We start from the raw sequence: 22,920 nt of genomic DNA, 5'->3' as shown, positions 1-22,920 counted from the left end.
CGACCAGCCGCGCGCCGTCCGCCTCGGGGTCCACGAGCGCTGCGGCGACCAGCGCGGGCACCACGCGGCCGGCGCCGGGGACGTCGCAGGCCAGGACCACGACGAGGGCGTCCTCGTCGACGGGCACGGCGTCATCGGCGACCGGTGGCTGAGTGCTCGGTGGCGCGGCGTGCTCGGAGGGGACGTCGCCGGCGAGCGGGAGTCGCGGGATCGCGGTCGTGGACGCGGGCAGAGCCGCGAGACCCGCGGCGAGACCGGCGACCGGCCCGCCGAACGCGGGCGACTCCTGGACGGTCGGGACGCCCGGGCGCGCGACCGAGGGCGGACCGACGACGACGACCGTCCGGGCGTCCGCGACCGCCGCGAGCGCGTGGTCGACCAGCGCACGACCTGCGACGACGACCGAACCCTTGTCGGCACCGCCGAGCCGCTGCGCGCGACCGCCCGCGAGGACGACCGCGTCGAACGTCACGGCTCGCGCCGCCAGTCGCCGGACTTGCCGCCGGTCTTCGCCTCGAGCCGGACGTCGGCGATCGACACGGACTTGTCGAGGCCCTTGACCATGTCGACGACCGCGAGCGCGGTCACCGAGACGGCTGTGAGCGCCTCCATCTCGACCCCCGTGCGGTCGGCGGTCCGCACGGTCACCTCGATCGCGACGCCGTCGTCCTCCACGCGCAGGTCGACCACGACGCCGTGCACGCCGATGACGTGCGCGAGCGGCAGCAGCTCGGCCGTGCGCTTGGCGGCGGCGATCCCGGCGACGCGCGCGACCGCGAGCACGTCGCCCTTCGGGACCGTGCCGTCGCGCAGCGCGGCGACGACGTCCGGCCCGCAGACGACGCGACCCGTCGCGGTCGCGGCGCGGACCGTCGGCTGCTTGTGCGTGACGTCGACCATCCGGGCGTGGCCCGCGGCGTCGAGGTGGGTGAACGGCTGCGTCATGGGGCGACTCTCAGGACGGTGACGAGGTCGCCGGCGGCGACCTGGGTGTCGGGCGGGACGATCGCGAGGCCCTCGGCGAGGGCGAGGCGGGCGACGAGGTGCGACCCGGAGCCGCCCGCGGTGGCGCGGACGACGTGCGGGTGGGTGGGCGTGCGGGCGCCGGCGCCGCTCGCGGCCGGGGCGACGAAGCGCACGGGCATGACCTGAGCGCGGCCGGGTGGGGTGCGCCAGCCGTCGTCGACCACGGCGGTCGTCGTCGGGCGCTCGACGTCGGTGAGTCCGCGCATGCGCAGCAGCGCGGGTCGCACGAACAGCTCGAACGACACGAACGAGCTGACCGGGTTGCCGGGGAGCGCGAACACCGGGGTGCCGCCCGGCAGACGGCCGAGCCCCTGCGGCTTGCCCGGCTGCACGGCGACGGGCACGAAGACGACGTCGGGCTCGTCGAGCAGCGCGGCCTTCACGACGTCGAACGCGCCGACGCTGACCCCGCCGGACGTGACGATCGCGTCGACGCCGCCGTCGAGCCCGTGCAGCAGGTCCCGCAGCGCGTCGGGGTCGTCGCCGACGGGCCCGAGCCGCATCGCCTCGCCGCCCGCCTCGCGGACCGCGGCGGCGAGGAGCCACGAGTTCGAGTCAGGGATCTGCCCGTGGGCGAGCGTCGTGCCGGGCGTGACGAGCTCGTCGCCCGTGCTGATCACCGCGACGCGCGGCCGCCGGTGCACCGCGACCTGCGCGACGCCGACCGACGCGACCGCCGCGACGTGCGCCGGGCCGAGCAGCGTGCCCGCGGCGACGACGAGGTCGCCGGGCACCGCGTCCTCGCCCGCGCGCCGGACGTGCTGGCCGACGGCCTTCGACGCCCTGACCTCGACCGTCGTCGTCCCCGCGTCGGTGTCCTCGACCGGCACCACGGCATCGGCACCGGGCGGGACGGGCGCGCCCGTCATGATCCGTGCGGCCGTCCCGGGTTCGACGACCGGCCGCCCCGACGACCCCGCCGGCAGGTCCGCGACGACCCGCAGCGTCACCGGCGTCGCGTCGGACGCGTCGCGCACGTCGTCGGCGCGCACCGCGTACCCGTCCATCGCGGAGTTGTCCCAGCGCGGCAGCGGCTCGTCGGTGCGCACGTCCTGCGCGAGCACGTGCCCGAGCGCGTCGGGGAGCCCGACGACGACGGTGGGCAGCGGCGCCGCGAGCGCGAGGGACGCCGCCCGGTGCTCGTCGAGGGTGCGCATCGCGGTGGTCGTCGGCACCCCCCGATCCTGCCACCCGCCGGTCAGGTCCCGTCCGCCCCGACCACCGGGACAAACGACTCGGGACGCACCGCGAGCCAGGCGAGGACGCCGCCGTCGACGTTGACCGCGTCGACGCCGGACGCGCGGAGCGCGCGGGCGGCGACCATCGAACGGGCGCCGACCTGGCAGACGACGAGGACGGGCCGGTCCCGGGGCAGGCCCGCGACGCCGGAGCCGTCGAGGACGCGTCCGAGCGGGACGTGCGTGGCGCCCGGGACGGCGACCACCTCGAGCTCCGCCGCCTCACGGACGTCGACGAGCACGGTCGACGGGTCGACGGCGAGGCGGGCGACGAGCTCGGCGGCCGTCACGGTCGGCACGTCGTCGTCGAGCCCCCGCGGACCACGGGCCGTCGGCGCGGACGACGCGGACCGGCTGGACGGCGGCTGCCCACCCGCGACCGGTGCGGGCAGCAGCTCGTCCGCGACGCGTCGCGGGGACGGGACCAGCGGGACCTCCGACCAGCGGCCACGGAGGGCGTCGACGACGAGGACGCGGCCGAGCATCGGCTCGCCGAGGCCGGTGACGAGCTTGACCGCCTCGGTCGCCATGACGGACCCGACCTGCCCGCACAGCGCCCCGAGCACGCCGGCCTCGGCGCACGACGGCACGGTGTCGGGCGGCGGCGGGGACGGGAAGAGGTCGCGGAGCTGCACGGCGGGGACGCCCGAGCCCGCGGGCGGGCGGCCCCAGAAGACGGTCGTCTGGGCGTCGTACCGCAGGACCGACCCCCACACCTCCGGCAGGCCGAGGCGGACGCACGCGTCGTTGACGAGGTAGCGGGTCGGGAAGTTGTCGGTGCCGTCGACGACGAGGTCGTAGCCGCGCAGGACGTCGTCGACGTTCTCCTCGGTCAGCCGCAGGGCGTGGACGACGACGCGCACGTCGGGGTCGAGGTCCGTGATCGCGTCGCGGGCGCTCTCGACCTTCGGCCGGCCCACGTCGGCCGTGCCGTGGACGACCTGGCGCTGGAGGTTGGTGACGTCGACGACGTCGTCGTCGACCACGCCGATCGTCCCGACGCCCGCCGCCGCGAGGTACTGGAGCACGGGTGCCCCCAGCCCGCCCGCGCCGACGACGAGCACGCGCGCGTTCCGCAGCCGACGCTGGCCGTCGACGCCGAGACCGGGCAGCAGCAGGTGCCGGGACCCGCGGGCCACCTGGGCGGCGGTCAGGGGCGGGCCGGGCTCGACGAGCGGAGGCACGTGCACGTCGACCAACCTACGTCGGCGGCGCGCCCGGCGAGCCCGCACGGGCCGTGGAAAGCGGGCGGCGGACGACGGAGGGACCCCTGCCCCGTCGTCCGCCGCTCCCCGCGTCGTCGTCGCTCAGCGCACGGACGGCCAGCCCGCGGCGTCCCAGCCGAGCAGGTTGATGCCCAGCCGGGAGTCTCCCGCGTCGGTGTACCAGTGGTAGAAGAGCACGTCGCCGTCGCCGTCGCGCAGCGTCGCGCTGTGTCCCGGGCCGTGCACCGACCCGTGGCCGGCGAGGATCTCCGTGCCGCCGCCGCTCGTCATCGCGACGCCCGCGCGGTCGACGTACGGACCGGTGATCGACGTCGAGCGGCCGACCGCGACCCGGTAGGTGCTCTGCGCGCCCCGGCAGCACGCGTCGAACGACACGAACAGGTAGTAGTAGCCGTCGCGGTACAGGATGTCGGGCGCCTCGATCCCGGCGCTGCGGGTCGCGAGCGAGTGGATCGCGGTGCCGGACCGCAGGCCCGTCGACGGGTCGATCGCGATCAGCTTGATCCCGGACCAGAACGACCCGAGGCTCAGCCACGGCCTCCCCTGGGCGTCGATGACGAGGTCAGGGTCGATCGCGTTGTAGCCGCTGCTGCTCGTCGTGCTGAGGACCAGGCCGCGGTCGGTCCACGTCCCGGCGTCGCCGGTGGGGCTCGTCGCGAGGTAGATCCCGGAGTTCTGGCTGCCGAACGTCGACGCCGAGTAGTACAGCCAGTACTGCCCGTTCCGGTACGACAGGTCGGGCGCCCACAGGTCGCCGGTCGTGTGCGCCGCGGTCCACGGGGTGCCGTTCGGGAAGGCGGCGCCGGCGTCGGTCCAGGCGGTGCGGTCGCGGGACGTCTTCAGCGGGATGCCGCGGCCCGTCGTGGCGACCAGGTAGGAGCCGTCGGGGCGCTTGACGACGGTCGGGTCGTGCGCCCGCGTCGCACCCGTGACGACGCCGGGGTTCGGGTAGGCCGTGCCGCCGCCGGCCGCGCTCGTCCAGCGCTGGTTGTCGCGGCCGTTGCACGTCCACAGCGCGACGGCGGTGCCGTTGGCCGTGCGGTTGCTCGTCACGTCGAGGCACAGGCCGGACTGCTGGCTGCGCAGCGACCCGTTCGCGCCCCACGCGAACGTCTGGTTGGCGCCGCCCGTGCAGGTCCACGAGATCAGCGCGGTGCCGGGCGTCGTCCCCCAGTTCAGCGCGTCGAGGCAGCGGGTGCCGTCGAACGTGCGCAGCTCGCCTGCGGACGTCAGCGTCCAGCCCTGCCCCGCGACGCCGTTGCAGTCCCAGATCTGGATTCCCGCGCCGGGGGTCGTGCTGTTGCCGGCGACGTCGAGGCACCGGCCCGATGCCGACGACCGGAGCGCGTGCGCAGCGGCCTGCGCCGGCGAGGCGGCCACGAGGCCGGCGCCGAGGAGCGCCACCGAGGCGGTGAGCGACAGGAGGCGGCGTGCGAGCGCACGACGCCGGAGGGAGAAAGGCATGGGTGGGTCCTTCCGCGGGTGGGAGGCAGCTCACGATGTGATCGCTAACGTCCCGGGCCCGCGTCGGGCCTCACAAGCAGGTGAATCGCTTCATCGAGGACCCCTTCTCCAACGATGCACGCGCGTCCGGCCGCAGTCGTCCGCGGACGGGGACCGCGCCCCGGCTCGGCGAGAACGCCGCCGGGACGCCGCACGGGCCCGCGTCGCCCTCAGAAGTCGAAGAGGTCCTCCAACCAGGAGTCCTTCTTCTTCTTGCGGTAGCGCGGGTCGCCCGAGTACCGGGGATCGCCGCCGGAGCGCGGGTCGTAGCCCCGACGGTCGTCGTAGCCGCGACGGTCGTCGTAGCCGCGACGGTCGTCGTACCCGCCGCGGTCGTCGTAGCGGCGCTCGTCGTAGGGCGCACGGGGGTCGGCGGGCGGGCGCGGGTCGGCCGGACGGGCACCCCCGACGCCGAGGCCGGGGTCGGGTGCGGCGGCGCGCTCGAGGATCTTGTCGAGCTCACCGCGGTCCAGCCAGATGCCGCGGCACGTCGGGCAGTAGTCGATCTCCACCCCCTGCCGCTCGGACATCACGAGCTCGGCCTGGTCGACGGGGCAGCGCATGGTCGGTCCTCCCGGGGTCGGCGGTCGACGGGTCAACGTGCGACCCGTCCCGATCGTGCCCGCCCGCCGGGCGCTCCGCGAAGCCCGTCAGGCCGTCAGGCCGTCAGGCCGTCAGGCCGTCAGCGTCCCCTGCCACCGCACGATGCGGTCGACGGCCTCCCGCACGACGTCCGGCGACGACGCGAACGACAGCCGCACGAACCGGTGCCCGTCGACGGGGTCGAAGTCGGTCCCGGGCGTCAGCGCCACGCCCGCCTCGTCGAGCAGCCGCGCGCACCACGTCACCGAGTCGAGACCGGTCGAGGACACGTCGGCGTACAGGTAGAACGCACCGTCGGCGGGCGCGACGTGCGTCCAGCCGAGCTCGGGCAGGCGCTCGAGCAGCAGGGCGCGCGACGCGGCGTACCGCTCGACGTTGGCCCGTGCCGCCGCGTAGCCGTCGGGGCTGAACGCGGCGACACCGGCGTGCTGCGCGAGCGCGGGCGGGCACAGGGCGACGTTCCCCGCGAGCGCGTCGACGGGGGCGACGAGGTCGTCGGGCAGGACCAGCCAGCCGAGCCGCCAGCCCGTCATCGCCCAGTACTTCGAGAACGAGTTCACGACGACCGCGCCCGTGTCGAGGTACTGCGCGGCGGTCGCGACCTGCGCGTCCGCGTCGTAGGTGATGCCGTGGTAGATCTCGTCGCTCACCAGCCGCACGCCGTGCTCCGCGCACCACGCGGCGAGGTCCGCGAGCGACGACGCCCCGACCATCGTGCCCGTCGGGTTGGCGGGGCTCGCGACGACGAGCCCGTCGAGCGGGCCGGCCGCCTCCAGGTGCTCGACCGTCGGCTGGAACCGCGACTCCGGCCCGCACGGCAGCTCGACGACCTCGCAGCCGAGCGCGCGCAGGATGTTCGCGTACGCGGGGTAGCCGGGGCGGGCGAGGGCGACGCGGTCGCCGACGTCGAACGCCGCGAGGAACGCGAGCATGAACCCGCCCGACGAGCCCGTCGTCACCGCGATGCGCGCGGGTTCGACGTCGACGCCGTACCAGGTGCGGTAGTGCGTCGCGATCGCCGCGCGCAGGCCCGGGGCGCCGAGCGCCTCGGTGTAGCCGAGGTCGCCGCTGGTCAGCAGCTCGACGGCACGCTGCCGCACGACCTCCGACGCCCCCGTCGACGGCTCGCCCGCGCACAGGTTGAGCACGTCGACCCCCGCGGCGCGGCGCGCGTTCGCGGCGGCGAGGATCTCCATGACGGCGAACGGCGGCACGTGCGCACGGGTTGCGACCTTCACCCGCCCTATCCTGCCGTGCGGCCCACGCCGCCGCGGCGCGACCGACTCCGCCCGGCGACGGGCGCGACGACCGCACCGGGTCGACGGGCCCGGGCGACGAGAGGAGCATCAGAAGGTGATCGTCGACTGCGCGCTCTACACCCGCGGGGTCCGGCAGCACCGGCTCGACGACGTGTTCGCCGCCGCGCAGGAGGCGGAGCACGAGGACGGCTTCGTGTGGATCGGCCTGGTCGACCCGTCGGCGGACGAGTTCGACGCGCTCGCCGAGGGGTTCTCCCTGCCCGAGCTCGCGATCGAGGACGCGATCCGCGCGCACCAGCGGCCCAAGCTCGAGCGCTACGGCGACCTGACCTTCGCGATCGTCAAGCCCGTCCGGTACGTCGACCACGCCGAGGTGGTCGACGTCAGCGAGCTCGCCGTGTTCGTGGGGCACCGGTTCGTCGTCGTCGTGCGGCACGGCGACTCGCGCATCCCGTCGCGCGCGCGCCAGACGCTCGAGGGGGACGCGGAGACGATGGCGCTCGGCCCGTGGGCCGTCCTGCACCGGCTGCTCGACCTCACCGTCGACCAGTACCTGGAGGTCGCCAAGTCCGTCGACGTGGACCTCGACGAGATCGAGGACCAGGTGTTCGGGTCGGTGCCGGGCGAGGACCACGCCGAGCGGATCTACCGCCTGAAGTCCGAGGTGCAGCAGTTCCGGCGGGCCGTGGTGCCGCTCGTCGGGCCCGTGCACCGGCTCGCGTCGGGCCAGGTCCCGGGCATCCCGGGCGACCTGCAGGAGTACTTCCGCGACGTCGAGGACCACACGCTGCGCGTCGCCGACTCGATCGAGGCCGCCGACACCCTGCTGACCGGGGTGCTCCAGGCGGACCTCGCGCAGGTCACCGTCGCGCAGTCGCGCGTGAGCGTCCAGCAGAACGCCGACATGCGGAAGATCTCCGCGTGGGCGGCCATCGGGCTCGTGCCGACCGCCATCGCGGGCATCTACGGCATGAACGTGCGGAACCTGCCGATCGCCGACACCGCGTTCGGGTTCTGGGCGGTGCTCGTCGTCATCGCCGCGTCGTGCGTCCTGCTGCACCGCGCGTTCCGCCGCAACCGCTGGCTGTAGCGCCCGGGGCTCCGGGCCGCCGCGACGGTCGGGGTGACGCGACGGACCGACGGTCGCGGTCGGCGCGTCAGGCCGTCGGGGCGCCGTCGCGGGCCGCGAGCGCCGCTCGCACGTGCGCGACGACCCCGTCCGCCGCCGCCTCGACCTCGGCGAGGCACGTCTCGAAGTTCTCCGGCCCGCCGTACCAGGGGTCGTCGACGTCGAGCACGTGCTCGGGCTGACCGGACGCGACGACCGGCGCGGCCGGGTCGAACGCGCGGTACATGACGACGCGGTCCGCGACGTCCCCGGATCCGGCGAGGCGCCGCAGGGCACGCGCGTGCTGCGCGGTCATCGCGAGCACGAGGTCCCGGGCCGGCAGGTCGGTCGCGCGGACCTGACGCGCACGGTGCCCCTCCCCGACCGGGTAGCCGTGGGCGGCGAGCACGTCGCGCGCCCGCCGGTCCACCGGGCGGCCGTGCTCCTCGTCGCTGATGCCGCTCGAGTCGACGACGACCTGGTCGCCCAGGCCGGCGGCGTCGAGGCGGTCGCGGAGCACGACCTCCGCCATGGGCGAGCGGCAGATGTTGCCGGTGCAGACGGTCATCACGCGGTACGGCTCGGTCACCGCACCATCCTGCCGCACCCTGCTCACGGCACCGGGGCGCTCAGGGGACCGCGGCGGCGACCAGGCCGTCGTCCCGCAGCAGGTGGGCGACACCGTCCGCGACGTGCGGCGGTGCGCACATGCGGGCACCCGCGTCGAGGAGCGACCCGTCGCGCGCGTCGAGCACGACGACCCCGGCACCGGTCGTCGCGACGACGACGCCGGGCGCGCCGCCGACGTCGAACACCGGGCCGTCGGTGACCGGCGCCTCCCAGACGACCTCACCGGTCCGGGCCGCGAACGCCACGACGCGCGCCGGCCCGTCGGGGGGTCCTCCACGGCCCGCGACCACGAGGTCCCCGGCGAGCGCGGCGCAGTCCGCCGACACCGCCGCCGACCAGCGCACGTCGAGGTCGACCGGGTCGAGCACGCGCAGGACGAGGCCGCCGCCGGCAGCCGCGCAGACCGCCACGACCGTGTCGCCCGACGCGTCGAGCCGCCAGACGTCGTCGTCGGCGCGTGCCGTGCAGCGCCCCGTCGTGGCGTCGACCTCGAACAGGCCCGGCGTCGTCGCGCCGAACCGGTGCATCGCGAGCAGCCGGCGCGGGCCGAGCCTGACGAGCCCGAGCGGGAGCCACGGGAGCGGCAGCGTCGCAACGTCCGGCGGGCCCGCGGTGGCGCCCGCGTCGGCTCCCGCGTCGGCTCCCGCGTCGAGGGTCAGCAGCTGCGCGCGGCCGTCGGGCGTGGCGCCCGTGACGTGCACCCGACCGCCGTCGACGACCGCGCACGACGTCGCGTCGAGCACCGGCAGGACGCGGTGCCACGCGGCGTACCCGTCCTCGACACCCACGACCTCGGTCAGCCCGTCCTCGACGTGCGCCACGTCCGTGACGAGGCCGCGCGGGGTCGGCAGGAACCAGCGTCCGTCGTCCGACGGGTGGTGCAGGTCGACGGCCCACCGGGCGTCGCCGGTCACGGCGTCGACCGCCGCCACCGTCCCCCCGGCCCGCACCGTGACCGTGCGGTCGCGGAGCAGCGGCCGGTGCCGCGGCAGGGAGAACCCCGCGCCGACCTCCGCGCGCCACAGCGTCCGCACGTGCGCCCTCCTCACGGCACCGGGACGAACGTGCCGTCGGCCGCGAACCGGCCGAGCTGCACGCGCCCGTTGCTGGACAGGATGCCCGCGCCGTAGTCGAACGTCAGCGCGGCCGAGTTCTGGATCGACGACGGCGCGAGCGTGACGCCGTCCCCGATCGGGATGCCCTCGATGAGGGTGTGCAGACGGTCGTGCAGCAGCGGCTCGATGTCGACGAGCCGCCGGTGGTCGCCGCCGAGGTAGAGCGGGATGAGGTGGTGCAGGTCGCCTGACGCGGGGGCGCCCGACGCGGTCTCGAACGCGAGCCGGTAGTTGTACGCGCGCAGCTGGTCGGTGCCGCGCACGACGACGATCTCGTGCGCGAGCAGCGCGTCGACGGACTGCGTCGCCTCGACGAGCGGGTCGGGGTGGGTCCGCAACGCCTCCGCGAGGATCTGGCGCAGCTCGTACTGCTGGGCCCCGGTGACGACCTCCTGCAGGCGGCGTCGGGTGGTCGCGACACCGCGCAGCGGCACGACGGTCGCGTCGGCGAATCGGCCCACGAGCGCCGCGAACCCGCGCTTGAGGTCGTCGCTCCACGACGCGACGAGCGCCGCACCCTCTTCGCGCCGCGACAGCGCACCCGTCGCGATCTTCCACCCTGACCCCTCGCGCACGAGGGTGAGCGCCGGCTCCTTCGAGTCGGCGAACCGGGTGAGCAGGAACGGCGGGTCCCCCGCCGGGTTGCGCCGGTAGTAGTACGCCGACGGGTCCTTCACGAGCGCGTTGCCCTCGAGCGGCGGGACCGCGCCGGACCGGATCGCGTTGCGCGTCTCCTCGCCCGCGGCGGCGACGAACCCCGAGCCCTTCTCGGCGGCCATGCGCTCGACCGCGGCGGAGTGCTCGACGAGCTCCGACTCGAGGAACCGGACCTCGCGGCGCAGCACGTCCTCCTCGGCCGTGCCGAGGGCGCGCCCGAGCGCGGCCCGCCGCGCCGCGATGATGTCGGGCAGCTTCATGACCTCGAAGAACGACTCGTACGCCTGCGACCCGGCCTTGAAGGGGTTGACGCCCGGCGCCGGGAAGCCGGCCAGCGAGCGCACCTTGTCGACGAGCTCGCGGATCTTGCCGACGAGCCCGTCGTAGCGGCGCACCATCGTGACGACCTGCCCGTGCGCGAGGATCTCGCCGACCGTGGCCTCCGCGCCGACGACCATGCCCTGCACGGACACGCGTCCCGCGTCGTCGACCAGGATGTCCACCCGGATCTCGCGCGGCGCCAGCGACGCGTTGACCTCGATGGTCGTGCCGACGCGTCGCGACAGCCCGGGCCGCAGCGCCTCCGTGAGCACCTCGCCCGCGTCGGCGATGCCCGCGGCACGACGCAGGTCCGTGGCGAGCCGCTGGTCGCCCTTCGCGAGCGCGGTGACGCCCACCTCGAGCGTGCCGTTGGCGGCCTTCACCGCCTTGAGCGCGGTCACGACCTGCGCGGCGTCGGCGACGACCCCCACCCACGCGACGACGAGCCAGCCCCAGGACCGCGCCTCCTCGGGCGACAGCAGCGACTGCGCCGGGTCGAGGTCGGTGTTCGACGCCGCGTGCTCGGCGAAGAACGCCTCCGTCTGGGAGATCGCGTCCGCGACCCCGAGGCCGAACGCGCCCGCTGCGAGCGCGACGCCGACCGGCCCGGTCGCGAACGCCGCGCCGATGCCGAACGCGAGCGTGAACAGCGTGAGGACCGTCTCGGCGATCGACGTCTGGTTCGCCGCGACGAGGTTCTCGACCTGCTTGCGCGCCTCGGGGTCGGAGATGCCGAGGCCGGCGATCGTCGAGTCGACGACCGAGCGGATCTTCCACAGGTTGACCGACCCGTCGTGGATGTTGTTGCGGGTCGTGTCGATGTCCTCGAGGACCTGCAGCGCGTCCGCGCCGAGCTGCGCGTTCTGCTCCTCGGGGCTCAGCCTGGCGAACGCCGTGGCGTCGACCCGGGCGAGCGCCGGGTACCGCGCGAGCACCACGCGCCGACGGGCCTGCAGCGCCTGGAACCGCGCGTGGTTCGCCTGGAACTCGGCGTACGACTCCTGCGTGCCGCTCGGGAGCGTCTTCGGGATCGCCGCGATCTCGGCGTCGATGCCCGCGAGGTACTCCGCGGTGCTCCGCATCGTCTGGATCTCCGCCTGGGAGACCGTGCCCGACGCGAACCGCCGGTCCACGTCGCGCTGGACCCGCACGCGCGCGGACGCGAGGACCGCGAGCGCGTTGTCGCGCATCGCCGCGCCGAACGCGAGCTCCAGCACCGCGGGCTTCGTGAGGTCGAGGCCCTGCTTGTAGCCCGCGAACGGGTCCGTCGACGCGGTGCCCGCCCCCGGCATGAGCGCCTGGTCCGCCATGCGCGTCTTCGCGTCGTCCTTCGTGGTGAACTGCGTCGGCCGTAGCTCGGCGCCGTCCTCCGTGACGATGACCTGCGCGTCCGTGTCGAACCGCACGGCCGTCCACGGCTTCTCCGGGAACCACAGGACGTTCGCGAGCGTGAACGCGCTCAGCAGCGTCTCGCCGCTCGCGTGGTACGCGACGTACCTGCCGTTCTCCAGGAAGACGGCGCCGGCCGTCCCCGCGGACTTGATCGCCGCCGTCGCGGCGGCCAGCGACTCGTACTGCCCGGGCGTCCAGCCGACGGGCGTGATCGACGCGGGCACGGCGTCGATCGGCGTGACGTGGTGCGCGATCGGCACGGCGCCGACGACGTCGTGCGTCGTGACCGCCGAGTCGGTCCAGCCGGTCCACGTCGCGATGCGCGCGAAGCGGTGCTGCGGCTCCGCGGGGGCGGCGAACGGGGTCCCTGCCCCCGCGGCCGGCGGGGCGGCCGGTGGTGCCGTGGGCGGTGCGGCGGGCACCTGCTGGCGCTGGAGCGTCGGCGCGCCGGCCTCGACGAGACCGGTCACCGCGTGGTTGCCCGCGAGCGCCTGGAGCGAGAGGAGCGCCTGCGGGGGCGCGCCCCCAGCGGGGGCGCCCGTCGGCGTCCGGGGCACGGCGGACGCCCCGTGCGGCGACGCGACGGGCGTCGGCGGTCGTCGGGGTGGCGCGGGGCCGACGTCCGGGGCGGGACGCGCCTGCCTGGCCATGGTTCAGCAGACGCAGGGACCGGGCGTGCGCGGGACGGCCGTCGGCGCGGGGCCGGGGGCAGCGTGCGGTGCCCGATCGGGCGGGGACCTGCCACCTCGCCCGGGCGAGGACCTGCTACGTCGCCGGGTCCGGGTGGTCCGACCGGGCCGCGCGGGATCCGTGGGCCTGCCCCCACCCGATCCGTGGGCCGGCCCCCTGGGGCGGTGCGGCGGTCCGTCCCGAGCGTTCGGCGCGCACCTCTCGACGACCCAGGCGGCGCTCCTCGCCGTCGGCGTCTGGCTCGTCACCGTCGCCGTCGCCGTCGCCCTCCAGCGCGCGGGCCGGCGGGGCCCGTTCGAGGTCGCGCTGCGGCGGGTCGCCTACGGTCGGGCCTGATCCGCGGCGACGGCCCCGGCGCCTACGCGTCGTCGCGCCCTCGCCGCTCGGCGTCGGTCCGGCTCAGCGTCGGCCCGCACGGTCCACGTCGACGGTCAGGCGGATCGTCACGACGTCGCCGAGCTCGATCCGCTCGGCGGCGCGCACCGCGTCGCGCAACGGCACGAGGTACCCGCCCCGCTTCGGGAACAGCGACGTGGTCCAGTGCGTCCGGCCGACGTCCACCGCGACCGGGATGACGCCCCAGCCGTAGCTGACCAGCGACGACGCGGCCCGCAGCTCGGCCGCCTCCGGCTCCGGCACCGCGACGAAGTGGAAGGGCGCCGGACCCTTCCACCAGAACACCTCGCCGTCGAACTCGAGCTCCACGCGCCCATCCTGCCGAGGTGCGGACCGTCGGCCACCGGAACGGGCGGACGTGCGGTGGAGCGCGGCGAGCCCCGAGCGGGACGCGGTCGGCGGTGCGACGGGCCGGCGTCACGACGGGCTGATGACGCACAGGCCGGTGACGAGACGGGTGGCCGGCCAGAGATCCTGGCGGCGCCCCGTGCGGCGTGCGCCCCCCTGCGGCGTGCGCCCCCGTGCGGCGTGCGCCCCGTGCGGCGGATCCCGGAGCGTCGACGCCCCGGGCCACCGGCGACCCGGGTCTGGTGACCGGTGGACGGTCCGCTGCGGTCACCAGCGCCGGGTCGCCGGGCGGTCCATGCCCCGGCCTGCGGCCCTCGTCAGCAGTTCGGTGCGGGCGCGACGTCGTGGGGGGTTGAGACGCGATATAGACGCGATATACTCTAGGGCGAGCATTCGGCGGCGAGTAGGTCGCGCGGGCGACCGACGGGAGGTGGGCGAGATGGCAGGACGAGGGCGGAGCAACCCGTTGGCGCTGGCCGTGCTCACGCTGCTCTGGGAGCGGCCCATGCACCCGTACGAGATGTCGATGACCCTCCGCGAGCGCCGCAAGGACGAGACCGTGCGCCTCAACTTCGGGTCGCTGTACTCGGTCGTCGAGGGCTTGGAGAAGCGCGGGCTGATCGAGGCCGCGTCGACCGAGCGGGAGGGCAACCGCCCGACGCGCACCGTCTACCGGATCACCGACGCCGGCGCGACGGAGGCCGTCGACTGGCTGAGCGACCTCGTGCGCACGCCCGTCAAGGAGTTCCCGCAGTTCGAGGCCGCGCTGTCGTTCCTCCCGCTGCTCGCGCCCGACGACGTCGCGCGGCTGCTGCGCATGCGTGCCGCGTCGGTGCGCACGACGCTCACGTCGCTCGAGACGACGGTCGACGAGGCCCGCCGGCAGGGCCTCCCCCGGATCTTCGCGCTCGAGGCCGAGTACGAGATCGGGCTGCTGCGCGCCGAGCTCGACTTCGTCGTCGGGCTCGAGGCGTCGATCTCCGACGGCACGCTCGAGCACGTCGACATGTGGCGGTCCCTGCACGCGCGCACCAACGCGGCGGGTCGCATCGACCCGGACGAGCTCGCCGAGGCGGTCGCCGACGCGCTGTCGCCGTTCCTGTCGGGACAGGAGGGCCCGCCCGACCGCTGACGGGCGAGGGCGGCCGTCGCGCCGTCGCGCCACCACGACCCCCGGGGAACCGTCCCCGGGAACGAGGTCGGCCCAGGTGCTGGCACACCCGGGCCGACCGACGACGAACCGACCGAGCCCCGCCGCGAGGCGGGACACCTGTGCGATCCGCTGCGACGACCAGCATAGGTGGCGTCTCGGTCCGACCGAGAAGGAGCACCACCATGCCCATCCGCCCACCGGCGGTGGAGGCGGTCGACCTGGTCAAGACGTACCCCGGCGGCCGCGGCCGCCCGGACGTCCGCGCCCTCGACGGCCTCACGCTCACCGTCCCCGCCGGGACCGTCCACGGGCTGCTCGGCCCGAACGGCGCCGGCAAGTCCACCACCACGAAGATCCTCACGACGCTGTCGCGCGCGACGAGCGGCACGGCCCGCGTCGTCGGGCAGGACGTCGTGGTCGACGCCGACGCGGTCCGCCGCAGCATCGGCTACGTCTCGCAGGGCACGGGCGCCGACCCGCTGCTGAGCCCGCGCGAGAACCTCGTCATGGCCGCACGGCTGCGGGGTTCGTCACGGTCCGCCGCAGCCGACCGGGCGGCCGCTCTCGTCGACCGGTTCGGCCTCGGCGACGCGGGCGACCGCCGCACGGGCGGCCTGTCGGGCGGGACGCGGCGCAAGCTCGACGTCGCGCTCGGCCTGGTCGACGCACCGCGCGTGCTGTTCCTCGACGAGCCGACGACGGGCCTCGACCCCGAGGCGCGCGCGTCGATGTGGGACGAGATCCGCCGCCTGGCCGGCGAGGACGCGCTCACGGTGCTGCTCACGACGCACTACCTCGAGGAGGCCGACCGGCTGGCCGACGGGCTGAGCATCGTCGACCGCGGGCGCGTCGTCGTCGCCGGGACGCCCGACGAGCTCAAGGCGACGCTCGTCGGCGACACCCTCACCGTCGACCTCGTCGAGCCCGACGCCGACGCGGTGCGTGCCGCCGTCGCGCGCGTGCTGACCGACGTCGTCGTGCACGTCGAGGGGCCGACCGGCCGTCTCGTCGCGCGCACGCCCGACGGCCCGGCCGTCGTCGGCGCGACCATCGCCGCGCTCCAGGCCGCGGGCGTCCGGCACGGGGCCGTCGCGGTCTCGCGCCCGACGCTCGACGACGTCTACCTCCGCTACGCGGGCCGCTCGTGGTCGGACTCGTCGCCGGCCCGCCCGACGGGCTCGTCGACCGACCGCTCGGCGTCGGCTGCGCCGGCCCGCACGACCTCCGGCGCGTCGGGCGGTCGCTCGACGTCCGGCTCGTCAGCCGTCCCTGCCGGGCGCGACACGGACGGGGCCTCCGCCGCCGACGGGCGCGACGCGCGGGAGGTGACCCGATGACCGCCACGCTCACCCCGACGCGCACCGTCGCCCCCGTGGCCCGCCGCGCGTCCTGGTTCGCGCAGACCGGCGAGGTGTGCCGACGCTGGGTCGTCGACACCGTCCGGCAGCCGTGGGGCCTGGGCGTCTCGGTGCTGCAGCCGCTCGTGTGGATCGTGCTCTTCGGAAACGTCTTCGAGTCCGTCGCGACCGTGCCCGGGTTCGGCGCCGACGACTACCTGACGTTCCTGGTGCCCGGCATCCTCATGATGACGGTCCTGTACTCGGGCGCCTGGGCGGGGACCGGCTTCATCGACGACATCCGCAGCGGTGTCATGGACCGCCTGCTCACGTCGCCCGTGCACCGGTCCGCGCTCGTCGTCGGGCAGCTCGTGCAGCAGCTGCTGCTCACGGCCGTGCAGGGCGTCATCGTCCTCGCGATCGCGTGGGCGGCCGGCGCCCGGTTCGACGGCGGCGTCGTCGGGCTGGCCGTCGCGCTCGGGGCGTCCCTGCTGCTCGCCGCGTCGTTCTGCTCGCTGTCCGCGGCCGTCGCGCTGCTGGCCCGGGACCAGACGGCGCTCATCGGCATCTCGACGACGATCGTCCTGCCCGCGACTTTCGTCTCGACGGCCCTCATGCCGCCCGCCCTGCTGCCCGCGTGGGTCGAGTCGGCCGCGCGGTTCAACCCGCTGACGTGGGCGACCGAGGTCGCACGGACCGCGATGTCGACCGACGTCGACTGGACCCTGGTCGGCACCCGCTCCGCCCTCCTCGCGGTGCTCGCCGTCCTGGTGGCGGCCTGGTCGGTCGCGGCGATGCGCACGTACCAACGCTCTCTCTGACCCACCGGCCGGGCGGCCCGCACCTCTCGGCCCGCGAACCCGCGACCCCGTCACGGACACTCGACGACCCGTCGGAACGGTCCCGTGACGGGGTCGCGGCGCACCCGGACGCCCGCCGCCCGGACCGTCCGCGCTCACGACCCGGTCATGGCGACCGGAACGCAACCCGCAGCGGTCGCCACGACCGGGTCGTCGTGCGCACAACCCGGCCGCGATCCCGACTGCACGAGCGAGCTCAGCCACCACGCGGGCCGACCTCCGGTCACGACCCGGTGGTGGTGACCGGAACCCACTCCGCAGCGGTCCTCATGACCGGGTCGTCGCGCGCACAGCCGCACGAACCACCTCGGCGACCACGTCGACCGACCTCCGGCGACGGCGCCGTCGTGGCGACCGTCGCCCGGTCGCGAGGGTGACGTCAGGAGGCGAGGGCCGCCAGGACGTGGGCCGAAAGAACGCCTGCGGCGGCGAGGGGGCGCGGGTCCGGGCCGGGCAGCGGGCCGCCCGCGCCCAGGTGGCGGGAGAAGGGGACGACGACGAGCGGCACCGCGAGCCCGACCCGGTCGGCGACAGCGGCGACGGTCCGCGTCCCGGGCGCGGCACCGGTGGTCGCGACGGCGGCGACGACGACGCGCGCGAGGTCGTCGGGCCCGCGGGCGCCGACCCGCTCGACCGCGCGTGCGGCGTCGGCGATCCCCCCGGTGTGCGCACGGCACACGACGACGAGGACGTGCGACGCCCCGGGCTCCTGCTCGGCGACGACCGCGGCGTGCGGCCCCCGGTCGTGCACGACGACGGGTGCGGTCGCGGGCACGTCGCCCTCGACGCGCGCGTCGACGCGTCCGGCGCCGAGCCCCCCGCCACCGAGCACGGCGGCGTGCGACGCGAGCCCGACGGCTCCGGGGTGCGCGAGCGCGAGGACGGACCACACGAGCCCGGCGACGGTCGACGTGCCGACGCCGCCACCGACGCCCGCGACGTGCACGGCACCGGTCGCGGGCAGCGGCCGGCCGAGCGCGGTGAGCACGCTCTCGGGCAGCCCGGCGAGCGCGGCGGGCGGGGGTGCGACGAACGACACGGGCTACTCGCCGTCCTGCACGACGCACACGCCGCCGAGGCGCGCGGCCATCTCCTGCACGACGGCGATCCCGGTCCGGCCCAGGTCGCCCCAGGGCGCGACGGCCTCGACCCACCACACGGGCTGCCCGGCACCGAGCCACGACGGCAGCGCGGTGAGGGTCGGCAGGAGGCGACGGACCTCGGCGACGTTGTCGACGCGCAGCGGCTGCATGATGCTCACGACGCCCGCACCCTGCGACGGGTCAGCGGGGTCGACGCGCACGACCTGGTGCACGGCGCCGTCGTGCAGCGTGCGGAGCCCCAGGTCGGGGTCGACGGCGGCACCCGCCTCGACGAGGACGCGCGCGTCGGGCGCGGTGGGGCTGAGGACGACGAGCTCACGGGGCACCGGGCACCTCCTGCGACGTGGCGACCTGGACGAGCGTGGGCCGTTCTCCGCGACGCAGCCACTTGCCGCGTCCGGGCGGGAGCAACTCCGCGTACTGGCCGGGGAAGACCTGACCCTCGGACCGTTCGCCGGCCATCAGGAACCCGCTGCCGCCGGTGTCGCGGACGGCCTGCAGGACCGGGTCGTAGAGCGCGCGGGACGCGCCGGCGACGGGCCGGGTGAGGAGCACGTGCAGCCGCAGGTCGCGCGCGGCGGGCAGGTGCTCGAGCAGGGGGCGCAGGGGGTCGGTGCCGCCGGACGCGAGGATGTCGTAGTCGTCGACCACGACGACGATCCGCGGTCCGCCGGACGGGCCGTCGCCGGTGCGCTTCGCGAGCTCCGCGGCGACGGCCGTCGACAGCTGCAGCGCGAGCGGTGCGCTCGTCGCGCGACCGCCGAGGTAGTCCTCGGGGCACACGTCGGCGAGCCCGCCGCGCGGGTCGAACACGGCGACGACGAGCTCGTCGGGCGTGGACCGGTCGACCAGCCCTTCGACGACGGTGCGCAGCAGCGTCGTCTTGCCGCAGCGCGGGTCGCCGAAGACGAGCAGGTGCTGGTCGCGCGCGACGAGGTCGAGCAGCGCGGGCGACATGGTGTCCTGCCGCAGGCCGAACGGGACGAGGTCCGGCTCGTCGAGCGGGTCGGGCAGCGTGGCGAGCTCGAGCACCTCGGGGAGCTCGCGGATCCTCGGCGCGGCGGCGGCGCCACCCCAGCGGCGGCGGGCCTCGTCGGCCAGGGCGTCGAGGCCGGCACCGACGGTCGCGACGTCGCCGTCGAGTGCGGCGGTGTCGGGCAGCGGCAGCGCCACCTGCGCGAACAGGCCGTCGTCGGTGAGGGCGCGGCCCGGCTGGTCGGCGCGCAGCGTCGCGGCGAGCTTGCGCCCGACGGTCGAGTCACCGGGGTCGTTGAGCCGCAGCTCGACGCGCGTGCCGATGAGGGGCTGGCTCTGCATGCGCACCTCGTTCCAGCGCGCCATGGTCATGACCACGTGGATGCCGAAGCCGCTGCCGCGCGACAGCAGCGCGGTGAACGTCTCGTCGAGCTCCTCGAAGTCGCCGCGCACCGCGCCGACCCCGTCGACGAGCAGCACGACGTCGGCGGTCGCGAGCTCGGGGACCTGGCCGGCGGCGTGCCGGGCGCGCAGCAGCGCGAGGGAGTCGATGCCGTGCTCGGCGAACACCTTCTCGCGGTGCGCGAGCATGCCGTGCAGCTCCTCGAGCAGCCGGCGCAGCCGGTCGCGGCTGGACCGCGTCGCGACCCCGCCGACGTGCGGGAACGCCTCGAGCCGGCTGAGGCCGCCTCCCGCGAGGTCCATGCCGTAGACGGCGACCTGGCGCGGGTCGTGCGTGAGCGCGAGCCCGGCGGCGATCGTCCACAGCACCGTGGTCCGCCCGGACTGCGGGGCGCCGATGATCGCGACGTGCCCGCCGGCGCGCGTGAGGTCGAGACGCCACGTCCCCTGCCGCTGCTTCGCGGGGTCGTCGCGGAGGCCGACCGGCACGGTGAGGTGCGGGGGGCGCTGCTCGCCGACCAGCCCGCCGAGCGCGACGCGTGCGGGCAGCGGCGGAAGCCAGACGGGCGTCGTGGCGTCGGCGGCGGACGCGAGCTGCTCGACGACGACGTCGACCATGGACGCGCCGACGGACGGCCGCACGAGCTCGACCTCGCCGGGTGCGCCGTCGCCGAGGCCGTTCGCCGCGAGGACGCCGTGGTGCACGGGCACGAGCAGCGGCCGGCGCGTCTCGTCGGTCACCTCGGGCTCGGGCACGTCGTCGGTCGGCAGCGGTCCGGACACGTAGCCCGCGCGGAACCGCTGGTAGACCGTCGTGTCGACCTTGAGGTACCCGTACCCGGGCACCGCCGGCAGGTGGAACGCGTCGGGCGTGTCGAGCACGACCGAGCTCTCGGCCTCGGAGAACGTGCGCAGACCGATCCGGTACGACAGGTAGGTCTCGAGCCCGCGCAGGCGGCCGGACTCGATGCGCTGGCTCGACAGCAGCAGGTGCATGCCGATGGACCGGCCGATGCGGCCGATCGTCAGCAGCAGGTCGACGAAGTCGGGGTCGGCCGTGAGCAGCTCGCCGAACTCGTCGATGACGAGCAGCAGGTGCGGCAGCGGCGGCAGGTCCGGCCGGGTCGTCGCGCGCATCTCGCGGTAGTGCGTGATCGACGGCGACGAGCCCGCGTCGCGCAGCACCTGCTGGCGGCGGACGACCTCCCCGGCGATGCTGGCGCGCGCCCGCTCGGTGAGGCCCGCGTCGTCGGCGAGGTTGTCGATGATGCCCGCGACGTGCGGCAGGTCCGCGAACGGCGCGAACGCGGCACCGCCCTTGTAGTCGACGAGGATCATCGCGAGGTCGTCGGGCGGGTGCGTGATCGCGAGCGCCGCGACCAGCGTCCGCAGCATCTCGGACTTGCCGGACCCGGTCGCGCCGACGCACAGCCCGTGCGGGCCCATGCCGAGCTGCGCCGACTCCTTGAGGTCCAGCAGCAGCGGCGTGCCCGTGTCGTCGACGCCGACGGGGACGCGCAGGAAGTCGCGCGGCGAACGCTGCGCCCACGTGCGGTGCAGGTCGATCCGGCGGACGTCCTCGACGCCCAGCAGCGCGTCGGTGCCGATCGCGGCGGCCTCGCCGGCCTCGGCGCTGTCCTCCCACGACAGGCGCAGCGGCGTGAGCGCGCGCGTCAGGCCCGACGCGAGGGGCACGGGGACGTCGTCGACCGTCGCGCGCACGGGGACGGCCTCGGGGTCGCGCAGGTCCTCGACGACGACCGAGCCGTCCGTGTCGACCGTGAGCCGGACCGCGGTGTCCGACGGCTCGTGCCGCCGGTCCTCGACGAGGTGCACGACCGTCACGCCGAGGTCCGCGGGCCGCAGCGCCGCGTCGACCGCGGGCAGCACCTGCGCGACGTCGCCGTGGTCGTCGGACAGCACCAGCAGGCGCGCGGCGAACGCGGCACCGTCGCCCATACCGCCGCCGCGTCGTGCCCGGGCTGCCGCCTGCGCGCGGTCGACGAGCGTCGGCCCGACGACGCGGACGAGCCCGGCGAGGTCACCGGCCACCCGGCGCGCCGCCACGGGACCGTCGAAGAGCGCGTCGTCCACGACGTGCGGCACCGCACCGAGCCAGGCCCAGTCGTCCGCTCGTGCCGCGGGGAACGCCGCCGCGACCTGCAGGTCGTCCGGCGCATGCAGCGCGACGGCCTGCGTGACGAGCGCCCGCACGACGGCCAGGCCGGCGTCGCGCGGTCCGACGACCGCGACCTCGCCCGCGCGGTCGAGCCGCACGGTCACGGGCATCTGCGGCACGCGCGCGTGCCGGGTCGCGACCGTCCGCGCCTCGGCCGCCATCGCGGGGTCGAAGGGTTGCGTGGGGTTCGGGTCCTCCGGGACGACGAGCGAGAACCACGGCCGGTCGCCCACGCCGACCCGCAGGTCCAGGAAGTCGGGGTCGGTGCGCCGGCGCTCCCAGCGCCGCTCCGGGTCGCGCACGACGTCGACCAGCGCGACCGGGTCCGGGTGCACCGTGAGGGCCGTGCTGCGCGCGTCGTCCTCCGCGTCCGCGAGGTCCGCGCGGAGCTCCTCGAGGTAGTCGAGGTACCGCTCGCGCTGCAGCCGCCGCGTCCTTGCCGCCGTGCCGCGGCTGCTCAGGGCCATGCCGACACCGCCGACCAGCGCGACGACCAGCACCATGATCCCGACCAGCACGAACAGCGGGTTGCCGCGCAGCACCAGCATCATCGTCATCGAGCCGACCGCACCGACCACGGGCAGCAGCGACTGCAGTCCCGCGCCGCCCGTGGCGTCGTTCGTCTGCGGCGGCGACGCGACCGGCACGTCCGGCGGCTGCTCGAGCGGCCGGACCATGCGCGCGGGGCGGTGGACGAGGACGCGCGTCATGCGACCTGCCCGTCGGCGAGCGCGGACGACGGGTCGCACGCGCGGGCCAGCAGGTGCGACGCGAGCCCCGACCACGCGGCCTTGACCGCCGTGCCCGCGACGACGTCACCGCGACCGAGCATCGTGTCGTGCGGCACCGCGACGACACTGACCGGCAGCCCGTCGAGCGCGTCGCGTGCGACCGCGTCCGACCGTCCGCCCGTCCCGCCGACGTCGACGAGCACGAGCACGACGGCTGGAGCACGCCACCCGCCGTCGACGGGCCCGGCACCGGGCGTCGTACCGAGCGACGTGAGACCGACGCCGGACCCGCCGGCACCGGACGCGCCACCGTGGGCGACCGGGCCGCCATCGGCACCGGGCCGACCCGGCGCGAAGCCGTCGTGCCCGCCGGTGACGAGTCGTGCTGCGAGGACGGCACCGCGCTCGGCCGGTCCACGATCGGCGCGCGCGACGACCGCGACGACGTGGTGGTCGCCCGCGACGACGCGCAGGTCACCCGCCGACCGCACGCCCCAGTCGGTGAGGACGACGTCGAAGAAGCGCCCGACGGGGTCGACGGCCTCCCGCCACGCGCGCGGGCCCGGCGGCCACGGCGAGGACGCCGTCCCGTCCCCGAGCACGCGGAGGCCGCCACGACCGACGGGCAGCGCGGCGCGCGCGTCGGCGGCACGCGCGAGGCCCGCCGT

General features: G+C 75.9%; 19 protein-coding genes and 1 pseudogene. 5 read left to right on the top strand and 15 right to left on the bottom strand.

Translation table 11 applies throughout. The features are described 5' to 3' along the window. The 7 genes from mobA to CTKZ_RS09565 all read right to left on the bottom strand — a co-directional run. Window positions 1-472 (bottom strand): molybdenum cofactor guanylyltransferase (mobA, locus tag CTKZ_RS09595; protein ID WP_235843418.1); only part of this gene is annotated, 472 nt, incomplete at its 3' end. After that, complete coding sequence (gene moaC / locus CTKZ_RS09590; RefSeq protein WP_124342742.1) at window positions 469-945, bottom strand: cyclic pyranopterin monophosphate synthase MoaC; 477 nt, start codon at window positions 943-945, stop codon at window positions 469-471. The genes moaC and mobA, both read right to left, overlap by 4 nt. Beyond that, window positions 942-2,201 (bottom strand): molybdopterin molybdotransferase MoeA, encoded by a 1,260-nt coding sequence (locus CTKZ_RS09585; protein ID WP_124342741.1) that lies wholly within the window; start codon window positions 2,199-2,201, stop codon window positions 942-944. Before CTKZ_RS09585 ends, moaC begins: the two co-directional genes overlap by 4 nt. A gap of 23 nt (window positions 2,202-2,224) precedes the next feature. Next, on the bottom strand, window positions 2,225-3,454 hold the full coding sequence (locus CTKZ_RS09580; protein WP_124342740.1) for a ThiF family adenylyltransferase: 1,230 nt from the start codon (window positions 3,452-3,454) through the stop codon (window positions 2,225-2,227). A 117-nt stretch (window positions 3,455-3,571) separates the two neighbouring features. Beyond that, complete coding sequence (locus CTKZ_RS09575; protein WP_124342739.1) at window positions 3,572-4,954, bottom strand: family 43 glycosylhydrolase; 1,383 nt, start codon at window positions 4,952-4,954, stop codon at window positions 3,572-3,574. A gap of 209 nt (window positions 4,955-5,163) precedes the next feature. After that, window positions 5,164-5,556 (bottom strand): TFIIB-type zinc ribbon-containing protein, encoded by a 393-nt coding sequence (locus CTKZ_RS09570; RefSeq protein WP_124342738.1) that lies wholly within the window; start codon window positions 5,554-5,556, stop codon window positions 5,164-5,166. 111 nt (window positions 5,557-5,667) lie between these two features. Next, on the bottom strand, window positions 5,668-6,834 hold the full coding sequence (locus CTKZ_RS09565; protein ID WP_124342737.1) for a pyridoxal phosphate-dependent aminotransferase: 1,167 nt from the start codon (window positions 6,832-6,834) through the stop codon (window positions 5,668-5,670). Between the two features lie 115 nt (window positions 6,835-6,949). On the opposite strand from CTKZ_RS09565, the gene CTKZ_RS09560 reads away from it, so the two are divergent. Continuing rightward, entirely contained in the window at window positions 6,950-7,945 is a 996-nt protein-coding gene (locus CTKZ_RS09560) for a magnesium and cobalt transport protein CorA (protein WP_235843417.1), read from the top strand. A gap of 67 nt (window positions 7,946-8,012) precedes the next feature. Here CTKZ_RS09560 and CTKZ_RS09555 read toward each other — a convergent pair whose 3' ends face one another. The 3 genes from CTKZ_RS09555 to CTKZ_RS21515 form a co-directional block, all read right to left on the bottom strand. Then, window positions 8,013-8,531, bottom strand: a complete 519-nt coding sequence (locus tag CTKZ_RS09555) for a low molecular weight protein-tyrosine-phosphatase (protein ID WP_124342744.1) — start codon at window positions 8,529-8,531, stop codon at window positions 8,013-8,015. Window positions 8,532-8,592: 61 nt separating this feature from the next. Beyond that, window positions 8,593-9,627: an outer membrane protein assembly factor BamB family protein gene (locus CTKZ_RS21520; RefSeq protein WP_160142871.1), complete on the bottom strand. Its 1,035-nt coding sequence runs from the start codon at window positions 9,625-9,627 to the stop codon at window positions 8,593-8,595. Window positions 9,628-9,638: 11 nt separating this feature from the next. Further along, entirely contained in the window at window positions 9,639-12,635 is a 2,997-nt protein-coding gene (locus CTKZ_RS21515) for a hypothetical protein (RefSeq protein WP_160142870.1), read from the bottom strand. Window positions 12,636-12,888: 253 nt separating this feature from the next. On the opposite strand from CTKZ_RS21515, the gene CTKZ_RS22605 reads away from it, so the two are divergent. Then, the gene (locus tag CTKZ_RS22605; RefSeq protein ID WP_268904336.1) at window positions 12,889-13,104 is read left to right on the top strand and encodes a DUF418 domain-containing protein; all 216 of its coding nucleotides are present in this window, start codon (window positions 12,889-12,891) and stop codon (window positions 13,102-13,104) included. Between the two features lie 63 nt (window positions 13,105-13,167). Here CTKZ_RS22605 and CTKZ_RS09535 read toward each other — a convergent pair whose 3' ends face one another. Continuing rightward, on the bottom strand, window positions 13,168-13,473 hold the full coding sequence (locus CTKZ_RS09535) for a DUF1905 domain-containing protein (protein ID WP_124342735.1): 306 nt from the start codon (window positions 13,471-13,473) through the stop codon (window positions 13,168-13,170). Window positions 13,474-13,951: 478 nt separating this feature from the next. Here CTKZ_RS09535 and CTKZ_RS09530 point away from each other — a divergent pair, with 478 nt between their 5' ends. The 3 genes from CTKZ_RS09530 (at window position 13,952) to CTKZ_RS09520 (ending at window position 16,823) form a co-directional block, all read left to right on the top strand. Further along, the gene (locus CTKZ_RS09530) at window positions 13,952-14,644 is read left to right on the top strand and encodes a PadR family transcriptional regulator (protein ID WP_124342734.1); all 693 of its coding nucleotides are present in this window, start codon (window positions 13,952-13,954) and stop codon (window positions 14,642-14,644) included. Window positions 14,645-14,847: 203 nt separating this feature from the next. After that, a complete protein-coding gene (locus tag CTKZ_RS09525; protein ID WP_124342733.1) occupies window positions 14,848-16,002 on the top strand; it encodes an ABC transporter ATP-binding protein in 1,155 nt (384 codons plus the stop codon). Continuing rightward, entirely contained in the window at window positions 15,999-16,823 is an 825-nt protein-coding gene (locus tag CTKZ_RS09520; RefSeq protein ID WP_124342732.1) for an ABC transporter permease, read from the top strand. The genes CTKZ_RS09525 and CTKZ_RS09520 overlap by 4 nt, the downstream gene beginning before the upstream one ends. A 418-nt stretch (window positions 16,824-17,241) precedes the next feature. Here the strand turns inward: CTKZ_RS09520 and CTKZ_RS21510 are convergent, their stop codons facing one another. The 4 genes and pseudogenes from CTKZ_RS21510 to CTKZ_RS21505 all read right to left on the bottom strand — a co-directional run. Then, window positions 17,242-17,901 carry a hypothetical protein gene (locus CTKZ_RS21510; protein WP_160142869.1) on the bottom strand — a complete coding sequence of 220 codons (660 nt, stop codon included), beginning with the start codon at window positions 17,899-17,901 and terminating at the stop codon, window positions 17,242-17,244. 3 nt (window positions 17,902-17,904) lie between these two features. Beyond that, a complete protein-coding gene (locus tag CTKZ_RS09510; RefSeq protein ID WP_124342731.1) occupies window positions 17,905-18,291 on the bottom strand; it encodes a hypothetical protein in 387 nt (128 codons plus the stop codon). Continuing rightward, window positions 18,281-22,231 (bottom strand): type VII secretion protein EccCa, encoded by a 3,951-nt coding sequence (gene eccCa / locus CTKZ_RS09505; protein WP_124342730.1) that lies wholly within the window; start codon window positions 22,229-22,231, stop codon window positions 18,281-18,283. Before eccCa ends, CTKZ_RS09510 begins: the two co-directional genes overlap by 11 nt. Beyond that, a pseudogene (locus CTKZ_RS21505) lies at window positions 22,228-22,920 on the bottom strand (hypothetical protein); the annotation flags it as partial. The pseudogene CTKZ_RS21505 and the gene eccCa, both read right to left, overlap by 4 nt.

Source organism: Cellulomonas algicola (assembly GCF_003851725.1).
Lineage (GTDB): Bacteria > Actinomycetota > Actinomycetes > Actinomycetales > Cellulomonadaceae > Cellulomonas > Cellulomonas algicola.
This window is presented reverse-complemented; position numbering and strand designations above follow the sequence as displayed.